The 15,672-nt window shown below is 66.5% G+C and carries 15 protein-coding genes and 1 pseudogene; 10 read left to right on the top strand and 6 right to left on the bottom strand.

What is annotated here, in order from left to right:
- Positions 1 to 16: 16 nt before the first annotated feature.
- Positions 17 to 301: pseudogene (locus BW975_RS18450) on the bottom strand (double zinc ribbon domain-containing protein); the annotation flags it as partial.
- A gap of 168 nt (positions 302 to 469) precedes the next feature.
- Between BW975_RS18450 and BW975_RS18155 the strand changes: the two are divergent.
- Positions 470 to 829 carry a Rossmann-fold NAD(P)-binding domain-containing protein gene (locus BW975_RS18155; protein ID WP_212634875.1) on the top strand — a complete coding sequence of 120 codons (360 nt, stop codon included), beginning with the start codon at positions 470 to 472 and terminating at the stop codon, positions 827 to 829.
- Positions 830 to 871: 42 nt separating this feature from the next.
- The gene (locus BW975_RS08040; protein WP_076532526.1) at positions 872 to 2,590 is read left to right on the top strand and encodes a mechanosensitive ion channel family protein; all 1,719 of its coding nucleotides are present in this window, start codon (positions 872 to 874) and stop codon (positions 2,588 to 2,590) included.
- 71 nt (positions 2,591 to 2,661) lie between these two features.
- Here BW975_RS08040 and phnE (BW975_RS08035) read toward each other — a convergent pair whose 3' ends face one another.
- From phnE (BW975_RS08035) to phnD, 4 genes are all read right to left on the bottom strand, one after another.
- Positions 2,662 to 3,474, bottom strand: coding sequence for a phosphonate ABC transporter, permease protein PhnE (gene phnE / locus BW975_RS08035; protein ID WP_076532524.1), 813 nt, complete (start codon positions 3,472 to 3,474; stop codon positions 2,662 to 2,664).
- On the bottom strand, positions 3,471 to 4,277 hold the full coding sequence (phnE, locus tag BW975_RS08030) for a phosphonate ABC transporter, permease protein PhnE (RefSeq protein WP_076532523.1): 807 nt from the start codon (positions 4,275 to 4,277) through the stop codon (positions 3,471 to 3,473). Before phnE (BW975_RS08030) ends, phnE (BW975_RS08035) begins: the two co-directional genes overlap by 4 nt.
- Positions 4,274 to 5,095, bottom strand: coding sequence for a phosphonate ABC transporter ATP-binding protein (gene phnC, locus BW975_RS08025; protein ID WP_076532521.1), 822 nt, complete (start codon positions 5,093 to 5,095; stop codon positions 4,274 to 4,276). The genes phnE (BW975_RS08030) and phnC overlap by 4 nt, the downstream gene beginning before the upstream one ends.
- Before the next feature lie 72 nt (positions 5,096 to 5,167).
- Positions 5,168 to 6,115: a phosphate/phosphite/phosphonate ABC transporter substrate-binding protein gene (phnD, locus tag BW975_RS08020; RefSeq protein ID WP_076532520.1), complete on the bottom strand. Its 948-nt coding sequence runs from the start codon at positions 6,113 to 6,115 to the stop codon at positions 5,168 to 5,170.
- Between the two features lie 292 nt (positions 6,116 to 6,407).
- On the opposite strand from phnD, the gene BW975_RS08015 reads away from it, so the two are divergent.
- From BW975_RS08015 to BW975_RS07990, 6 genes are all read left to right on the top strand, one after another.
- On the top strand, positions 6,408 to 6,851 hold the full coding sequence (locus tag BW975_RS08015; protein WP_076532518.1) for a hypothetical protein: 444 nt from the start codon (positions 6,408 to 6,410) through the stop codon (positions 6,849 to 6,851).
- On the top strand, positions 6,848 to 7,489 hold the full coding sequence (locus tag BW975_RS08010) for a MotA/TolQ/ExbB proton channel family protein (RefSeq protein WP_076532517.1): 642 nt from the start codon (positions 6,848 to 6,850) through the stop codon (positions 7,487 to 7,489). Before BW975_RS08015 ends, BW975_RS08010 begins: the two co-directional genes overlap by 4 nt.
- Positions 7,482 to 7,874 (top strand): biopolymer transporter ExbD, encoded by a 393-nt coding sequence (locus BW975_RS08005; protein WP_076532515.1) that lies wholly within the window; start codon positions 7,482 to 7,484, stop codon positions 7,872 to 7,874. The genes BW975_RS08010 and BW975_RS08005 overlap by 8 nt, the downstream gene beginning before the upstream one ends.
- On the top strand, positions 7,871 to 8,266 hold the full coding sequence (locus tag BW975_RS08000) for an ExbD/TolR family protein (protein WP_076532513.1): 396 nt from the start codon (positions 7,871 to 7,873) through the stop codon (positions 8,264 to 8,266). Before BW975_RS08005 ends, BW975_RS08000 begins: the two co-directional genes overlap by 4 nt.
- Positions 8,263 to 9,123: an energy transducer TonB gene (locus tag BW975_RS07995; protein WP_076532511.1), complete on the top strand. Its 861-nt coding sequence runs from the start codon at positions 8,263 to 8,265 to the stop codon at positions 9,121 to 9,123. Before BW975_RS08000 ends, BW975_RS07995 begins: the two co-directional genes overlap by 4 nt.
- Before the next feature lie 74 nt (positions 9,124 to 9,197).
- Positions 9,198 to 10,610: a mechanosensitive ion channel family protein gene (locus tag BW975_RS07990; protein WP_076532510.1), complete on the top strand. Its 1,413-nt coding sequence runs from the start codon at positions 9,198 to 9,200 to the stop codon at positions 10,608 to 10,610.
- Positions 10,611 to 10,616: 6 nt separating this feature from the next.
- On the opposite strand, the gene BW975_RS07985 is transcribed toward BW975_RS07990, so the two are convergent.
- A complete protein-coding gene (locus tag BW975_RS07985) occupies positions 10,617 to 11,498 on the bottom strand; it encodes a LysR family transcriptional regulator (RefSeq protein ID WP_083687014.1) in 882 nt (293 codons plus the stop codon).
- Between the two features lie 104 nt (positions 11,499 to 11,602).
- On the opposite strand from BW975_RS07985, the gene BW975_RS07980 reads away from it, so the two are divergent.
- Together BW975_RS07980 and BW975_RS07975 are read left to right on the top strand one after the other, a co-directional pair.
- The gene (locus tag BW975_RS07980) at positions 11,603 to 13,201 is read left to right on the top strand and encodes a proton-conducting transporter transmembrane domain-containing protein (RefSeq protein WP_076532507.1); all 1,599 of its coding nucleotides are present in this window, start codon (positions 11,603 to 11,605) and stop codon (positions 13,199 to 13,201) included.
- Positions 13,198 to 15,570, top strand: a complete 2,373-nt coding sequence (locus tag BW975_RS07975) for a YbcC family protein (protein ID WP_076532505.1) — start codon at positions 13,198 to 13,200, stop codon at positions 15,568 to 15,570. The genes BW975_RS07980 and BW975_RS07975 overlap by 4 nt, the downstream gene beginning before the upstream one ends.
- Positions 15,571 to 15,672: the final 102 nt, after the last annotated feature.

Below are 15,672 nucleotides of genomic sequence, written 5' to 3'. Positions count from 1 at the left end.
GGGAGCCGCATTCTGGGCAAAAGCGATGATTGGGCGCCAGCTGAACGCCGCATGCGCTGCAAGTCGCGACTATGGACAGCCTGTTGCCACACTGTTCACAGAACTTGGCACTGTCATCACACGCGTTCTTGCAGACCCCACATACCGACAAACATAAATTCCCAGCTTGGTTTCCCCTGGGTAAACCTTGCCCCCGAGAGCATTGATGATCAACCCAAGACTGCGTTTCCCAAGTCCTGCAACCGATCCGTAGAGAAGAAATGGAGGCCGCAGGCGCAAGGATCGTCGAGATGGACGCCATTGACACGGCCAGCAGCGAGCGCGGTATGGCCGAGGCGCATTCGCAACCCGGCAGTCTCGACATCTTCATCAACAACGCCGGGATCGGCTCCTCCGTCATACAGTAATTGATGTCTCACGAAGACGTGGCGCGGTTTTCGACGTGAATGCCATAGGCGTTCAACGGGCCATGCGGGCGGACCTTCCGCATCTTCGCGCGCATGGCCGGGGAACCGTGCTCTACACCTCCAGCCTGATCGACTGGATCCCAACCCCGTTCTGCGGCACTTGTTCGGCATCGAAATGGGCGCTGGAAGCGATCGTCGAATGTTACCGGATGGAGTTTTCGGGCGTTGATATCGCATCCTGCATGATTGAGCCGGGAGCCATGCCGATTTCTGTCTTTGATGGCATCGTCACTCCGAGTGATACCGCGCGAGAAGCCGGGTTTGGCGACTTCGCTGCCGTGCCTGCAATGGTCAGTGCAGGTACGGCCGAGATGCTGAACGCAACACCACAACAACGGCTGCCAGAACAGGCGGGCGCGTAATTCGGGTTGCCAGGCAGGCGGTATCGCTTCAATTTGGCGGCTATGCGGCGAATTTTTTTCAGGCTGGGCCTCTATCTTGCGGTCATGACGATCACGTTTCTTGCGGCCGCCCAGATGGGCCAAGCGCAGGACAGCGGTGGCGCGTGGTATGAGGTCGAGAGCGGCGCGCTGCGCGAACCCGAGAACACTCAAGATATCCAGCGGCGCACCCCGCGCGAGACGGTCCGCAAATTCATCGCCCTGACCAAGGACGGGCAATTCGAGGATGCGGCGCACTACCTCAATCTCAGCGATCTGCCGCCCGAACGGCAGGCCGAGGACGGCCCGCGCCTGGCCCGGCAACTGGCCCTCGTGATCGAACGGCAGCTCTGGATCGACTGGGCCGGGCTTTCGGCGCGGCCCGATGCGATGCTGGAAACCGGCACGTCGAACAACGCTTTGGCGGGCAAGCCGCGACGCGATATCGGGCTCAAGATGGTCGAGTTGGACGGCCAGGCCTACGAGATCCGGCTGGGCCGCTACAAGGCGCCGGACCGCGACGCCGTATGGCTCTTTACGCCGCAGACGGTGCAAAACATCCCGGCGCTATTCGACGCCTTCGGCCCTCGCCATTTCGAGCGCTACATCCCGGACAAGCTGACGGTTCAGCTCGGAGGTTTGCGCGCTTGGGAATGGTTGCTCATCCCCGTCATGCTGGCCGCGCTCTTTGGTCTGGGCTGGCTGGTCTGGCGCCTTGTCGGCTTTTTTGCAGCACGCGTCAGCCGCCAGCTGATCCGTCAGGCGATCGAGCGATCGCGCTTTCCGCTTGCCATGGTCGCGGTGGCAGCGGCGGCGCAGATCATGCTCGAGATAGGGGTGTCGTTCTCGGGTCCGGCGACCACACTCTTGCGGCCTGTTCTGCTGATCGTGATGGTGGCGGGGATCGGCATCACCGCGCTCAAGATCGTGGACGCCATCCTCGACAGGATCACCTTGGGCGTTGTCGGCGATATCGATGACACCCGCAGCCTAGACGAGCGCGAGCTTTATACCTCGATCTACGCGATCCGGCGGGTCATCGTTCTCTTGATGGTCAGTATTGCCGTGATCGTCGTGCTGGCGCGGCTTAACCTCTTCGGATCGCTCGGCATGTCGCTCCTGGCTTCGGCGGGCGTCCTTACCGTATTGCTGGGCATCGCGGGTCAGGCGGTGCTGGGCAATATCATGGCATCGCTTCAGATCGCGCTGGCCAAGCCCATCCGCATCGGCGACAGCATCCTTTTTGAGGGTAACTGGGCCTATGTCGAGAGCATCTTCTACACCTTTCTGCGCCTGCGCACCTGGGACGAGCGGCGCATCATCGTGCCGGTGAAATACTTCGTCTCGCAGCCGTTCGAAAACTGGTCGGTCAAGGATGCGCGCATCCTCAAGACGATCACGATCTTTCTCGATCACCGCGCCGATATGGAAATTTTGCGCGAGGTCTTCTTCGATATCGCCAAGGCTGATGACGACGTGATCGAGCATGACAAGCTCTTTACTGCGATCACCGGCCATTTCGAGGCAGGGCAGGAAATGTCATTCTACGCGATGTGCCCCGATCCTTCGACCGGCTGGTCCACCTCCATGCGCCTGCGGGAAAAACTGCTCAAGCATATCCGCGAGGAGCATCCCGAGTGGTGGCCGCAAGACCGGGTGGAGCTGGACCGCCCGCCGCGCAAGCGGGGCGACGGGCGGGACGCAGCGTTAGAGGATAAAAACGCCAGCAAGGATAACGAATAACAGCGCCCGCTTCGGTTGCCCTCCGGACGGTACGCCCAGGCGCCTCAGACCATCCTGGCGCGCCCGGCCCGTCAGATGATCGCGTGGCGCATCCGGGCCGAGACCCACTCGCTGAGCACGACCGTGGCAAGGATCAAGAGCAGGATCACCGTGACCTGGCTCCAGGCCAGCGTGTTGAGCGACGCTTGCAGCTTCAGCCCGATGCCCCCTGCCCCGACAAGGCCAAGGATCGTGCTTTCGCGGATGTTGATGTCCCAGCGAAAGACGGTGATGCCCCAGAAGGTCGGCACGATCTGCGGGACGATCCCGTAGCTGAGCACTTGCAGACCGCTGGCGCCCGTCGCCTCGATGGCCTCGATCTGGCCTGCGTCGGTTTCCTCGATCGCCTCATAAAGCAGCTTGCCGATGAAGCCGATGGAGCGCAGGGCGATGGCCACGATCCCGGCCAGAAGGCCCGGCCCGATGATGGCCACCAACAAAAGCGCCCAGATCAGCGAATTGATCGAGCGCGAGGCGACGATGATGAAAAGCGCGACGGGGCGCAGGAAGGTGGGCGATGGCGACGTGTTGCGCGCGGCCATGAAGGCCACGGGCACCGCCATGATGACGCCGCCGAGCGTGCCGAGGGTGGCGATATTGATCGTGTCCCAAAGAGGCGCCCACAGCTCGGACAGATAGCTCCAGCGAGGCGGCATCATGCGGCTGCCGATATCGACCGCCTGCGCCGGGGCATCGAGGACGAAGAACCAGATCGTATCCGCGGTCATGATCTGCCAGCACCAGACAAAGAGCGCGACCAGCGCCAGCCAACCGGCCCAGAGCGCCAGACGTCCACGCGTGGTGCGATGCGACCAGATCTGGCTGTGATGGGTGATCTCGCTCATTGCAGGAACTTTCGCAGATAGCTGGAGCCGTATTCGGCAATCATCACGATGACGATGATGATCAGAAGGATCGCGCCGGCACTGTCATATTCATAGCGGTCGATGGCGGTGTTCAGCGTGGCGCCGATGCCGCCCGCGCCGACGATGCCGATGACCGCGCTCTCGCGGAAATTGATGTCGAGCCGGTAAAGCGAGAGGCCAATGAGCCGCGGCATGACCTGCGGCTGGACGGCATAGTTGACCACCTGCCACCACGAGGCACCTGTCGCGCGCACCGCTTCGGCCTGGCCCTCGTTGATCTCTTCGATGTCATCCGCCAAGAGCTTGGCGATGAAGCCGATTGTGGCGAACGAGAGGGTCAGGAAGCCCGCGAAGGGGCCAAAGCCGAACATGGCGACCAGGAAAATCGCGATGATGATCTCTTGCAGCGCTCGGCTGACCGCGATGATCGACCGGCAAATATAATAGATCCAGCGCGGCGCGAGGTTGCGCGCGGCGCCGATGCCGATGGGCACCGAAATGGCGACGCCGACGACAGTGGAGGTCAACGTCATCGTCAGGCTCTCGATCAGACCCTGGCTGATGTCGCGCCAGCGGCTGGTGATATCGGGCTGCAAAAAGCCCATGATGAACCGCTCGCCGCGCTCCAGCCCCTCGTAGACGCGGGCCCAGTTCACCTCGATCGTGCCGATGGCAAGAATGAGGTAAATGACGATCCCCAGTTGCAGCACAAGGCGCCAGCCGCGGTTCTTGATGATCTGCGGCGGGCGGCGCCAGCGCGTCGGGTAGGCCGGCGCGCTCATTTGGCGAGGCCTGCCAGACGGTCGCGGGCATCGGCCTCGGCATCGGCCTGCTCTTCGTCGCCCTTGCGCATCGCGTTCCAGTCTTCCTCGCCGTAGATCTGCGTCAACGCGTCCTCGGTCAGTTGATCGGGCGGCCCGTCGAATACGACGCGCCCGGCGCGCAGGCCGACGATGCGCTGCATGAATTGCTGCGCCAGCGGCACGTCGTGGATGTTGACGATCGCCGGCAGGCCGCTCTCGGTGCAGATCTCGGTCAGAAGGCGCATGATCTGGCGGCTTGTCTTGGGGTCAAGGCTGGCCGTCGGCTCGTCCACCAGCAAGAGTTCAGGCTCCTGCGCCAAAGCGCGCGCGATGCCGACGCGCTGACGCTGTCCGCCCGAGAGCGCATCGGCGCGTTTGTCCGCGTGTTGCAGCAGGCCGACCCGGTCCAAAAGGGCATAGGCGCGCTGGATATCCGCGCCGGGAAACTTGCGCATGTAGCTGCGCCAGAAGGGCACATAGCCGAGGCGCCCCGACAGCACATTTTCCATCACGGTCAGACGCTCGACCAGCGCATATTCCTGAAAGATCATGCCGATCCGCCGCCGCTGGCGCCGCAGATCGCCCTTGCCGAGGCTGGCCAGATCCACATCGCCCAGGATGACCTTGCCCGATGTCGGCTCGACCAGCCGGTTGATGCAGCGGATCAGCGTGGACTTGCCCGCGCCCGAGGGGCCGATCAGGCCGATGATCTGGCCCTTGGGCACGTCCAGCGTCACATCGCTCAGGGCGGTGTCACCGGTCTTGTAGGTCTTGGACAGACCGTCGAGTTTCAGCATTGGGAACGTCTCTTTTCAAAACGGATCACGCGCGGCAGGGCGCCGCGCGTGATCTTTTCATTGCAGGGCAGCTCAGTTGCACTCGTAGACGACGCCATTGGCATCGTCGATGGTCCGAATGACTTCCCAATCCTTCTGGAAGGTGATGGGGATGAACTGGCTCTCACCCGATTTGGAGAATTCCTCGGCCAGCGCCGAGCCTTCCCAATCGTAGGTAAAGAAGGCTTCCTTGATCTTCTCCTGCAGCTCAGGCGCCAGATTGTAGGCGGTGCCGTAGCCCGTCGTCGGGAAGGTCTGCGAGGTGTAAAGCACCGTCAGCTGATCCTCGGACACCACATCGCGCTCCAGCATGCGGGCCTTGACCGAATTGGCGATGGCGGCGGCGGGGTAATCCTTGTTGGCGACGCCCAGGATCGAGCTGTCATGCCCGCCCGAGAAAACCGGCTCGTAATCCTCGCCCGCGGTCATGCCGAATTCCGCGGCCAGGATCGCCGAGGGCGCCTTGAAGCCGGAATTCGACGTCTCGGCGGTAAAGGCCATCTTGCCGCCCTTGATGTCCTCGACGCTGCTGACGCCCGACTCGGGGTGGCTGATGATCTCCATCTCGTAGCCGAAGGAGCCATCCTCGCTGGCCATCATGGCAAACGGGCGGAAGCCGCCGCAGGCCACGGCCAGCGGATTCGATCCGGTGTTGAAGCCCGCGACGTGCAGGCGCCCGGCGCGCATCGCCTCGATCTGGGCCGCGTTGGACTGCACCGGGAAGAACTGCACCTTTTTGCCCGTCAGCTCGGCCATATGATCGAGGAACCCCTGCCAGACCTCGGCATAGACCGCCGGATCCTCGACGGGCGTATACGCGAAGATCAGCGTGCTTGGATCCAGCTGATCGGCGGCATCGGTCGGGATGTCGGCGATCAGATCGCCATCCGCGTCGGTGAACCGCTCGTCCAGCTTGAATTCAGCGAAGGCCGGCATAGCCAAAACGACGGCAATGGCGGTGAGCGTGGTGATTTTCTTCATGGTGGTCCCCCCTGGACGGTCAAAGTCGAATGCAACTCTAGTGCGCGACGGTAATGAGATTGTGACACACTGCAAAGCTTTTATGACAAATGGGCATTTCGCCCGCTGGCCGATCGCTGGCGGTACGTGGGGCGCGCGCCTCGACCGCTGCCCGCCAGCGCCGCTCCGCGCAGGGCGATTGAATTGCGCGCCGGGTTGTGGTGTTTACGGTGAGTGCCAGACAGGCGCGCGCTGCTGCGCACGCGCTGTAGCCCATGGCCCTGCACGCGCGGACCCAAGACGGAGAATTGCGATGATACGGTATCCTTCTTTCCTGCGCGCCGCGTCTCTTTGGGCCGCACTGGCGCTCGGCTCCCTTCCCGCCGGGGCACAGGAAACCGATATGGGCGCGCATCTGATGATCGAACTGAACGCCGCCGAATCGTTGGCCGAGGGCTGCAAGCTGTCGTTTTTGGCCTTCAACGGTCATCCCGCAGACATTGATGACGTCACGTTCGAGGCGGTCCTTTTCGATGCGGCGGGCCAGGTTGATCAGCTGACGCTGCTCGGCTTTGGCGCGCTGCCCGCGGCGCGGCCACGCGTGCGCCAGTTCGTAATCCCCGGCATGGCGTGTGACGCTATCGGCCAAGTCCTGTTCAATGGCACGTCCGTCTGCGCCTCGGCCAGTTTGGCCCCCGGCGCCTGCACCAATGATCTGGAGCTGTCCAGCAAGACCGATATCGAGGTGACCGGATGACCGGCGCGCTCGCCGGTTTGCGCGATCTGGCCGCGCTTGGCGGGCCGGTCGTGATGATCCTCGCCGCGGTCTCGGTCGCCACTCTGGCGGTCATCCTCTACAAGATGTGGCAATTCTCACGCTCGGGCGTGGGGCGGCACAAGGCGCTGTCGCAGGCCGTGGCGGCGTGGGACGGGGGCGACAAGGATGGGGCCGAGCGGGCGCTGGCCACATCGACCAGCTATCTCGCCCCGGTAATCGCCATGGCCTTCCGGGCCGAGCCGGGCGCGTCCAAGCGGCTCGAAGCCGAGGCCGAGACGCGCTTTGCCCGGCTGGAGCGGGGCCTTCGCTTTCTCGATTCCGTGGCGCAGCTGGCGCCACTTCTGGGGCTGTTCGGCACGGTTCTTGGCATGATCGCCGCGTTTCAGGCCCTGCAGGAGGCCGGAAGCCAGGTGGACCCCTCGGTGCTGGCGGGCGGCATCTGGGTGGCGCTTCTGACCACCGCGGCTGGGTTGGTCGTGGCAATGCCCACGGCCCTCGTTCTCAGTTGGTTCGAAGGACGCATGGACGCCGAGCGCGTCACAGCCGAACGCGCAATCCACACCATCCTCGCCCCGCGCGGCGCCTCGGCGGGCGCGGCGCTCCGCGCTCATGGCTAGCCGCGCACAACGGCGGCGGCGCCTTTCGCTGACGTCGCTGATCGACGTCATCTTCCTCTTGCTGCTTTTCTTCATGCTGTCCTCGACCTTCACCCGTTTTGCCGAGATAGAGCTAAGCGCCGCTATTGCGGGCGCCCCGGCTCCAAGCGCCGACGCGCCGCTGTTCCTGCAACTGAGCGCGGCTGACCTGCGCCTGAACGGCGCGCCCGTTGCGCTGGAGGCGCTGGCTGCAACGCTCGCCCCCGAGGCCAAGCCGGACGCGCCCCGCGCGCTGCTGGTGTCTTTGCGCGATGACGTAACGGCGCAGCGCCTGACCGACCTTCTGGCAGCCCTGCGCGGCGCCCCCGGCATCGCGCCGACGATCCTGGGACGCGCGCCGCAATGAGGGCGCGGCGCATCAGATCCCGGTCCGAGCCGACCATCGCGCTGATCAACATCGTCTTCCTGATGCTGATCTTCTTCATGATCTCGGGCACACTGGCGCGTCCGCTCGACCCCGCGCTCGACCTGGTGCGCACGGCCGATCTCGAAGGTCGCGCGCCGCCCGACGCGCTGGTCATCCACGCGGACGGGCGCCTCAGCCACCGGGACCAGGACATCGCCAGCGCCGAGGCATATATCAGCGCCCTGCCCCCGGACCGGCGCGGCCCGGACACTACGATCCGCATCGTGCCGGACCGCGATCTGCCCGCCGATATCATGGTGGATGTCGCGCGCGCGCTCAGCGCGGCGGGCGCCGCACGCGTGATGATCGTGACCGAGCGGGGCCTCGAATGATCGCCACCTCCACCAAGGCCAAACTCGGCGCGGCGGTCCTCGCCCTAGCGGCCCATGGCGCGCTCAGCCTCGGCTGGGAGGTCGAAGAGCCGATCCAGAAGGCGGGCGGCGCGGGCGCGAGCGCGGCGCGCATCGGGACAAGCTTTGCCGACATGGCTGCCGGAACGCTGAGCGCCCAAACGGCGCAGGAGGTATTGCCAGCGGTAGAGGCTGAAACGCCGGCCGGAGTTGCGCCGCCCGCTCAGTCGCTGCCGGCGCCCCGTCCGCAGGCCGCACGCCCTGCCTCGCCGCCCGGCGCAGCGGCGCCAGTGACCGCGACCGCAGCGCTTGCGCCCCCGGCGCCCGAGGCGGCGCAGACAGCCGAGGACACTCCGATTGCGCCCCAGCGCTCGCGCCGCCCGGCGCAGCGTAGCGATGCCTTCGAGGCGCGCCACGCGGCCAAGGCGCAGGAGGCAAAACCCGAGCCGCGCACCACCACCCAGCCCGCCCCGCGCGGCAATGCGGATCAAAATGCGCGCGCCGGATCGGCGCAGGGCCGCGACGATGCAAGCGCCAAGCAGCAAGGCACGGGCCGCGCCGAGGCACAAAGCGGCACTGCCGCCGCCAGCAATTATCCCGGCGCCGTCATGGCGCGCATCTCGCAGGTGCGCAAACCGCGGATGCGGCAATCGGGCGCCGCGCGCGTCAGCTTCGCCATCGGCGCATCGGGCGCGCTTGCCTCCGTCGGCATCGCGCGCTCCTCGGGCCATGCCGAGCTGGACCGCGAGGCACTGCGCCTGATCCAGCGCGCGGCGCCCTTTCCGGCCCCACCCGCCGGCGCGCAGCGCAGGTTTGCCATCGAGGTCGCGTTCCGCTAGCGCCGATCCCACTGGAAGCCGCGCCCGCGCGCCGCTAGGCTGAGCGTAACAGCACCATCGAGGCAGAGCCGCTCATGAGCCACCTACGCACCACCGCCGCGACGCTGCGCGCGCTCTGCCTTGCCGCGCTCACAGCCGCCCTGTTGCCCGCGCCCGCCATGGCGCAAACCGCGCCCACCGCCCTCGATTCGGCAGCGAGCGATCCGCAGCGCGAGGTATCGGTCGCGCCCGATGTGCGCGACAGCGAAATCGCGGACCGCCTGACGCGCATCCTGACGGCCAGCGGCTGGTTCGATGCGTTGGACGTGGAGGTCAGCGAGGGGATCGTTTTCATCGACGGCACCGCCGAAAATGACGAGCGCAAGGAATGGGCGCGTCAGCTTGCCTTGCGCACCGAGGGCGTCGTCGCCGTGGTCGACCGGATAGAGATCACTCCGGAAATCAGCTGGGATTTGACCCCCACCTGGCGCGAGATCGAGCGGCTGGCCGAGCGCGCGCAATGGTTTGCGCCGCTGACATTTGCGTCGATCCTCATTCTGGCACTGGCTTGGCTGTTGTCGCGCGGGGTCGCGGCGCTGGCACGGCGGTCCTTGCGCAGCCGCATCACCTCGCCCCTCTTGCTGAATTTCGTGGCGCGGGTGGTGTCGATCCCGGTGATCCTGATCGCCCTCTACCTGATCCTGCAGATCGCGGGGCTGACGCGGCTGGCGGTCACGGTTCTGGGCGGAACGGGCCTGGTCGGTATCATCGTCGGCCTCGCCTTTCGCGAGATCGCCGAGAACTCGCTGGCCAGTATCCTGCTCAGCATGCGCAACCCGTTCCGCGCGGGCGACTGGATCCGCGTGGCCGACTATCAGGGCATCGTGCAGAACCTGAACATGCGCACGACCGTTCTGCTGACGCTTGAGGGCAATCACGTGCAGATCCCCAACGCGCTCGTCTACAAGAGCATCATCGAGAATTTCTCGACCAATCCCAACCGCCGCTCGGAATTCACCGTGGGCATCGGATACGACGATTCCGTGCTCGAGGCGCAGGAGATCATCGTGGCCGCCCTGCGCGCCCATCCCGCTGTGCTGAACGATCCCGAGCCCAGCGCGCTGGTGGACGAGCTGGGCGCCTCGACCGTCGATATCAAGGTGCAATACTGGTTCGACGGGCACGCCTATTCGGTTTTCAAGGTCCGCTCGGCCCTGATGCGGCAGGTCAAGCTGGGGCTGCAGAACGCGGGCATTTCCATGCCCGATTCCTCGCGTGAGATCATCTTTCCCGACGGTGTCACCGTACGCCACGAGGGCGCGGATGCGGCCGGCGACATGCGCATCTCGGCCCATCCCGCGCCGCTGCTGCCCGAAGAGGATGCCGCCGACGCGACCGCCGGGGAGGGCGATCTGGCCTCCGAGGCGCAGGATCTGCAGCGGCAGGCCGACGCCGCCCCCGCGCCCGAGGAGGGCGCGAACCTTCTGGCCGAGGCGCCGCCCAGATAGCGTGCCTCAGCCCTCCTGCCGGCGCGCCAGCAAGGGTGCAAGCAGAGGATTGGGAAACTGGCGGCGCACCGTCACCGCGTGAAAATTCTCCGACAGACCAATGTCATGCGCCGCCTCGCGCAAAAGGCCCGAGGCCAGCTCGTTCTTGACCACGATGGGCGGCAGCACCGCAAGGCCGATATCCTCGCGCGCCAGAAGGCGCATCATCGCCATGTCATCCACCTCGGCGGCCAGCACCGGCTCCACCTCCAGCCGCGCGCAGAGCATGTCGAACCCTGCGCGCAGCGGGCTTTCACTGGTGGGCACGATGACCGGATGCGCCGCCAGGAGCGCGCGCAGATCGCCCGCACCCCCGACCCGCGCAGGCGTGCCGACAACGCTGACCGGCTGTTCCGACAGGGTATGCGCGACAAAGCGGCTCATCGCGTCGGGCGCGGGCACGCGGCTGGTCAGCACAACGTCGAGGCTGAGGGTCTCCAACCCCTGAAGCAGCTCGGCCAGGGTGCCCGAACGCAGCACCAGCTCGATATCGGGCTGGCCCAGCAAGGGCCGCAGAAACTCGATCTGGAAATTGCGCGACAGGGTGGCCAGCGCGCCGACGCGCAGCACCTGACGGGGCGTGCCCGTGCGCGCCAGCGTCGCCACCAGATCCTGCCCCGCGCCGAAAATCGTATCGGCATGATCCAGCGTGATGCGCCCCGCCTCGGTCAGATGTAGCTGCCGACCCCGCCGCTCGAACAGGGCATGGCCCAGACGATCCTCCAGCTTGCGGATCTGCACGGAAACCGCCGATTGCGACAGATTCAGGCGCTGTGCCGTGCGCGTGAGGTTCCCGTCATGGGCGACCTGCCAGAAGTAGCGCAGATGATTGTAGTTGATATCAGCCATATCATTCGCATTAAGAGAACGAATTGATGCGATCAATGAATTTTTATCCCAAGCGCCCTGCCGCTATCACCGCCCGGACCTGACATCACCCGGAGCGCCTGACCATGATACATACGCTGCCCCTTCTGGCCCCAGCCATCCTGATCGCTGCCTCGATCTATCTGCATCGACGCCGCGATCTGGCTCCTCAGCGCGCCGCACATCTGGCGGAGTACGCGTCGATCGCCGCCGCCGGGGCCGCGCTGGCCGCGCTGATTGGCCTCATCGCGGTGGGCAGCGGTGACAGCCTGCTGATCGGGATTGCGGGCGCGGGCCTTTCGGCGCGGCTCGATGCCGTCAGCGGGGCGATGCTGCTGCTGGTCGGGTTCATCGGCTGGATCGTGGTGCGCTATTCGCGCACCTATCTCGATGGCGAGACGCGGCAGACGCATTTCACCATCTGGCTCCTGGGCACGCTGGCCGCCGTCCTCTTGCTGGTGCAATCGGGCAATCTGGTCCAGTTCGTCGGCGCCTGGATCGCGACCAGCCTCTGCCTGCACAAGCTGCTGCTTTTCTACCCCGAGCGGGTGGCCGCCCAGCGCGCCGCGCGCAAGAAATTCATCACCGCGCGCTGCGGCGACGCGGCCCTTCTGGCCGCCGCGATCCTGCTGATCGCCGCCTATGGCACGCCGCAGATCTCGGCCATTCTGGAGGCTGCCCGCCTCGGCCAGGGCGGCACGCCCGCCGTGCTGGCCGCCGCCTTCCTCGCACTGGCAGCGATCCTGAAATCCGCGCAATTTCCCACCCATGGCTGGCTGACCGAAGTGATGGAGGCGCCCACCCCCGTCTCGGCCCTTCTCCATGCGGGCGTCGTCAATGCGGGCGGCTTCCTTCTGATCCGCTTCGCCGATGTGATGCTGCTCTCGCCGCTGACATTGGCCGGACTGGTGCTGATCGGGGGCTTTACCGCGCTTTTCGGCGGGCTGGTGATGCTGACACAGCCGACGGTCAAGGCGTCGCTGGCGTGGTCCACCGTGGCGCAGATGGGCTTCATGATCCTGCAATGCGGCCTCGCACTTTTCCCGCTGGCGCTCCTGCATATCGTGGCCCATTCGCTCTACAAGGCGCATGCGTTTCTGTCCTCGGGCGGGGCCGTCACGCTGGTCGCGTCGATCCGGCGGCCCGGCCCGGTGGCGGTGCCGAGCCTGATGAACGTCGCCCGCGCCTTTGCACTCGCCATCGCGATCTATGCGGGCGTCTATATCGCCACCGGCCTCATTCTTGGCTTCGGCGCGAAATCACCGCAGGCGGTGGCGCTGGGGGCGATCCTGATCTTCGGCGTCGCCTATCTTCTGGCGCAGGGCCTTGCCGATGCAGCCCCCCGCGCGCTGACGCAGCGCACCGCGCTTTTGTCGGGTGTCGCCGCGATCAGCTATGTCGTGCTGCAGCGGCTGGCCGATTGGGCGACCTCGGGCACGCTGCCCCTGACGCCGCCGCCGGGTGATCTGGAATGGGCGCTGATCCTTCTGGCGCTGCTCAGCTTCGGCCTCGTGGCGCTGGCGCAGGCGACGCTGCCGCTCTGGTCGCACCACCCGGCGGCGCAGGGCCTGCGCATCCACCTGTCGAACGGGCTTTACATCAACGCGGTCGAGGACCGGCTGCTGCGCGGCTGGGCCTGGCATGGCCCAAGGGCCGCCACCACCGGCAAAGGAGAAAAGACATGAAGGCCGATACCTATGCCGGTTACTCCGGCCCGCATCTGGAGCTGATCGCCGTCTCCGAGGGCGCCGCCCGCGCGATCCCGCCGCTCTGGCCGCTCTCTTCCTCAGTCGCGGTCAATCCCTATCTGGGCCAGTCCGAGATGCCACTGGGCGAGGTTTCGGCCCTTTTGGCCCGCGTCGCCGGCACCCGCTCCACCATGGCGCCCGAGTGGTACGCGGCCAAGATCGCGGACGGCACCATCACCGACGCGGACCTGACTGCCGCGCTCGCCATCGCGCCCAAGGGCGCGCCCACCACGATTGCCGCGCTGAAAGAAGCGGCGCAGACGCCCGCCCCCGCCCCGCGCGCCCTGCCCACCGTTGCCGAGCTGGCCGCCAAAGCGTCCGGCACCGACTGGCCTGCCCTCATCGAAGAGCGCATCGGCGCCTGGGCGGCCGGGTATTTCGACCAGGGCCAGGCGCTGTGGCAGGTCACGGCCGGGCGCGGCGCCTATGCCAGCTGGCAGATCTTCGCCAGCCGCGACCTGACGCCAGAAATCGCGGGCCTGACGGGGTTTGCCGGGGACATCGCCCGCGCCCCCGAGGGCGCCCGCGGTGCGCTGTCCTATGCCTGCGACGTGCTGGGCCTTGGCGCGGATGCGGCGCAGACCTATTTCCACCAGCTTCTGCTGGGCCTCGGCGGCTGGTCGCAACTGGCGCGCCAGCGGCTCTGGCAGGCGGAACTGGCGGGCGAGACCACGCCCATCACCACTGACATGCTGACCATCCGCATCCTGTGGGAGCAGGCCCTGCTGATCCGTTACGCAGACGACATAGCAGAGGACTGGGCCGAGATCCGTGCGGCGCACGCGGCTCCGGTAGCGCCGGGCGAAGCCGAGATCACCCTAGGCGTGCTGCAAGAGGCTGCCGAGCGCGCAGAGCAGCGCGCCTTGGCCCAGCGCCTTGCCAAGGAAAGTGAGCAGCCACACGACACGCGCCCCAGCCTGCAGGCCGCATTTTGCATCGACGTGCGCTCGGAGGTGTTTCGCCGCGCGCTGGAGGGCGTCGACCCGTCCATCCAGACGCTCGGCTTCGCGGGCTTTTTCGGGCTGACGACCTCGCATCGCGCATTCGCGTCGGATGTCGAGGAGGCCCGTCTGCCCGTCCTGCTGACCCATGGTCTGACCAGCAGCGCGACCGGACCCAAAGAGGCCGAGGCCGACCTTGCCGCACGCCTCTCCGCGCGGGCCGCGCGGGCCTGGGGCCGCTTCAAGCTGGCCGCCGTGTCGTCCTTCGCCTTCGTCGAGGCGACGGGGCCAGTCTATGTCGGCAAACTGATGCGCGACGCGCTGGGGCGGCCCCATGCTCAGGGCCCGGATGCGCAGACACCCCGTCTGACGACCGAGCTGGCCCCCAAGAACCAGATCGACGCCGCCGAGAAGATCCTGCGCGCCATGTCCCTCACCCGCAATTTCGCACCGCTCGTCCTGATCGCCGGGCACGGCGCGAGCGTGGTGAACAACCCCCATGTCAGCGCACTGCAATGCGGTGCCTGCGGCGGCTATTCGGGCGAGGTGAACGCGCGATTGCTGGCCGGGCTGCTCAATCAAGACGCCGTGCGCGCGGGCCTGAGCGAGCGGGGCATCGACGTGCCCGAGGACACCGTCTTTGCCGGCGCGCTGCACGACACCACCACGGATGACGTGACCATATTCGCCGATGGCACGCCCCTGCCCGCAAGTGCCCTGCGCCGCGCCGAGGACGCGCTGAAGACCGCCGGCACGCTGGCGCGGACCGAACGGGCCCTGCGCCTGCCGCGCGCCGAATCCGGCGGTGCGGTCGCCGCGCGGTCGCGCGACTGGTCCGAGACGCGCCCCGAATGGGCGCTGGCCGGATGCAGTGCCTTTATCGCCGCGCCGCGCGCCCGCACGCGGGGCAAGGATCTGGCCGGCCGCGCGTTCCTCCACGATTACGACTGGCAGGCGGACGACGGCTTTGGCGTGCTCGAGCTGATCCTGACCGCGCCTGTCGTGGTGGCCAGCTGGATCAGCCTGCAATATTACGGCTCTGTCACTGCGCCGCATGTCTTTGGCGCAGGCAACAAGCTGCTGCATAACGTGACCGGCGGGCTCGGCGTGGTCGAGGGGAACGGCGGCGCGCTGCGCGCGGGCCTTCCGTGGCAATCGGTGCATGACGGAACCGCGCTGGCGCATGATCCCTTGCGCCTGACCGTCTGCATCGAGGCGCCGCAAGAGGCGATCATCGATATCCTGCAGCGCCACGCGGGCGTGCGCGCGCTTTGTGACAATCGCTGGCTGCATCTGATCGCGCTGGACGGATCCGGGCGCCCCGCAGCGCGCTATGCCAAAGGGCTGACATGGGAGGCGATCTGACGCGCCGCGCGCGATAAGACAGGCGCCGGGCGGTAGGATTGCGCGGCGCGCGGCGCCTGCATCTGCCCCGGTTCAATATCGCGGGGGGGAATCGCAGCCGCG

The organism is Roseovarius nanhaiticus (assembly GCF_900156535.1).
Taxonomy (GTDB): domain Bacteria; phylum Pseudomonadota; class Alphaproteobacteria; order Rhodobacterales; family Rhodobacteraceae; genus Roseovarius; species Roseovarius nanhaiticus.
Note: the sequence above shows the minus strand (reverse complement) of the source record. Positions and strands in the feature narration are given on the sequence as shown.

Excerpts from the sequence above, each read along its gene's own strand:
- BW975_RS18155 (WP_212634875.1), top strand. The coding sequence starts at position 470 with ATGCGGGCGGACCTTCCGCATCTTCGCGCGCATGGCCGGGGAACCGTG.
- BW975_RS08015 (WP_076532518.1), top strand. The coding sequence starts at position 6,408 with ATGATACGGTATCCTTCTTTCCTGCGCGCCGCGTCTCTTTGGGCCGCA.
- BW975_RS07990 (WP_076532510.1), top strand. The coding sequence starts at position 9,198 with ATGAGCCACCTACGCACCACCGCCGCGACGCTGCGCGCGCTCTGCCTT.
- BW975_RS07995 (WP_076532511.1), top strand. The coding sequence starts at position 8,263 with ATGATCGCCACCTCCACCAAGGCCAAACTCGGCGCGGCGGTCCTCGCC.
- phnE (WP_076532524.1), bottom strand. The coding sequence starts at position 3,474 with ATGAGCGAGATCACCCATCACAGCCAGATCTGGTCGCATCGCACCACG.
- BW975_RS08005 (WP_076532515.1), top strand. The coding sequence starts at position 7,482 with ATGGCTAGCCGCGCACAACGGCGGCGGCGCCTTTCGCTGACGTCGCTG.
- BW975_RS07980 (WP_076532507.1), top strand. The coding sequence starts at position 11,603 with ATGATACATACGCTGCCCCTTCTGGCCCCAGCCATCCTGATCGCTGCC.
- phnD (WP_076532520.1), bottom strand. The coding sequence starts at position 6,115 with ATGAAGAAAATCACCACGCTCACCGCCATTGCCGTCGTTTTGGCTATG.
- phnC (WP_076532521.1), bottom strand. The coding sequence starts at position 5,095 with ATGCTGAAACTCGACGGTCTGTCCAAGACCTACAAGACCGGTGACACC.
- BW975_RS08010 (WP_076532517.1), top strand. The coding sequence starts at position 6,848 with ATGACCGGCGCGCTCGCCGGTTTGCGCGATCTGGCCGCGCTTGGCGGG.
- phnE (WP_076532523.1), bottom strand. The coding sequence starts at position 4,277 with ATGAGCGCGCCGGCCTACCCGACGCGCTGGCGCCGCCCGCCGCAGATC.
- BW975_RS08040 (WP_076532526.1), top strand. The coding sequence starts at position 872 with ATGCGGCGAATTTTTTTCAGGCTGGGCCTCTATCTTGCGGTCATGACG.
- BW975_RS07985 (WP_083687014.1), bottom strand. The coding sequence starts at position 11,498 with ATGGCTGATATCAACTACAATCATCTGCGCTACTTCTGGCAGGTCGCC.
- BW975_RS07975 (WP_076532505.1), top strand. The coding sequence starts at position 13,198 with ATGAAGGCCGATACCTATGCCGGTTACTCCGGCCCGCATCTGGAGCTG.
- BW975_RS08000 (WP_076532513.1), top strand. The coding sequence starts at position 7,871 with ATGAGGGCGCGGCGCATCAGATCCCGGTCCGAGCCGACCATCGCGCTG.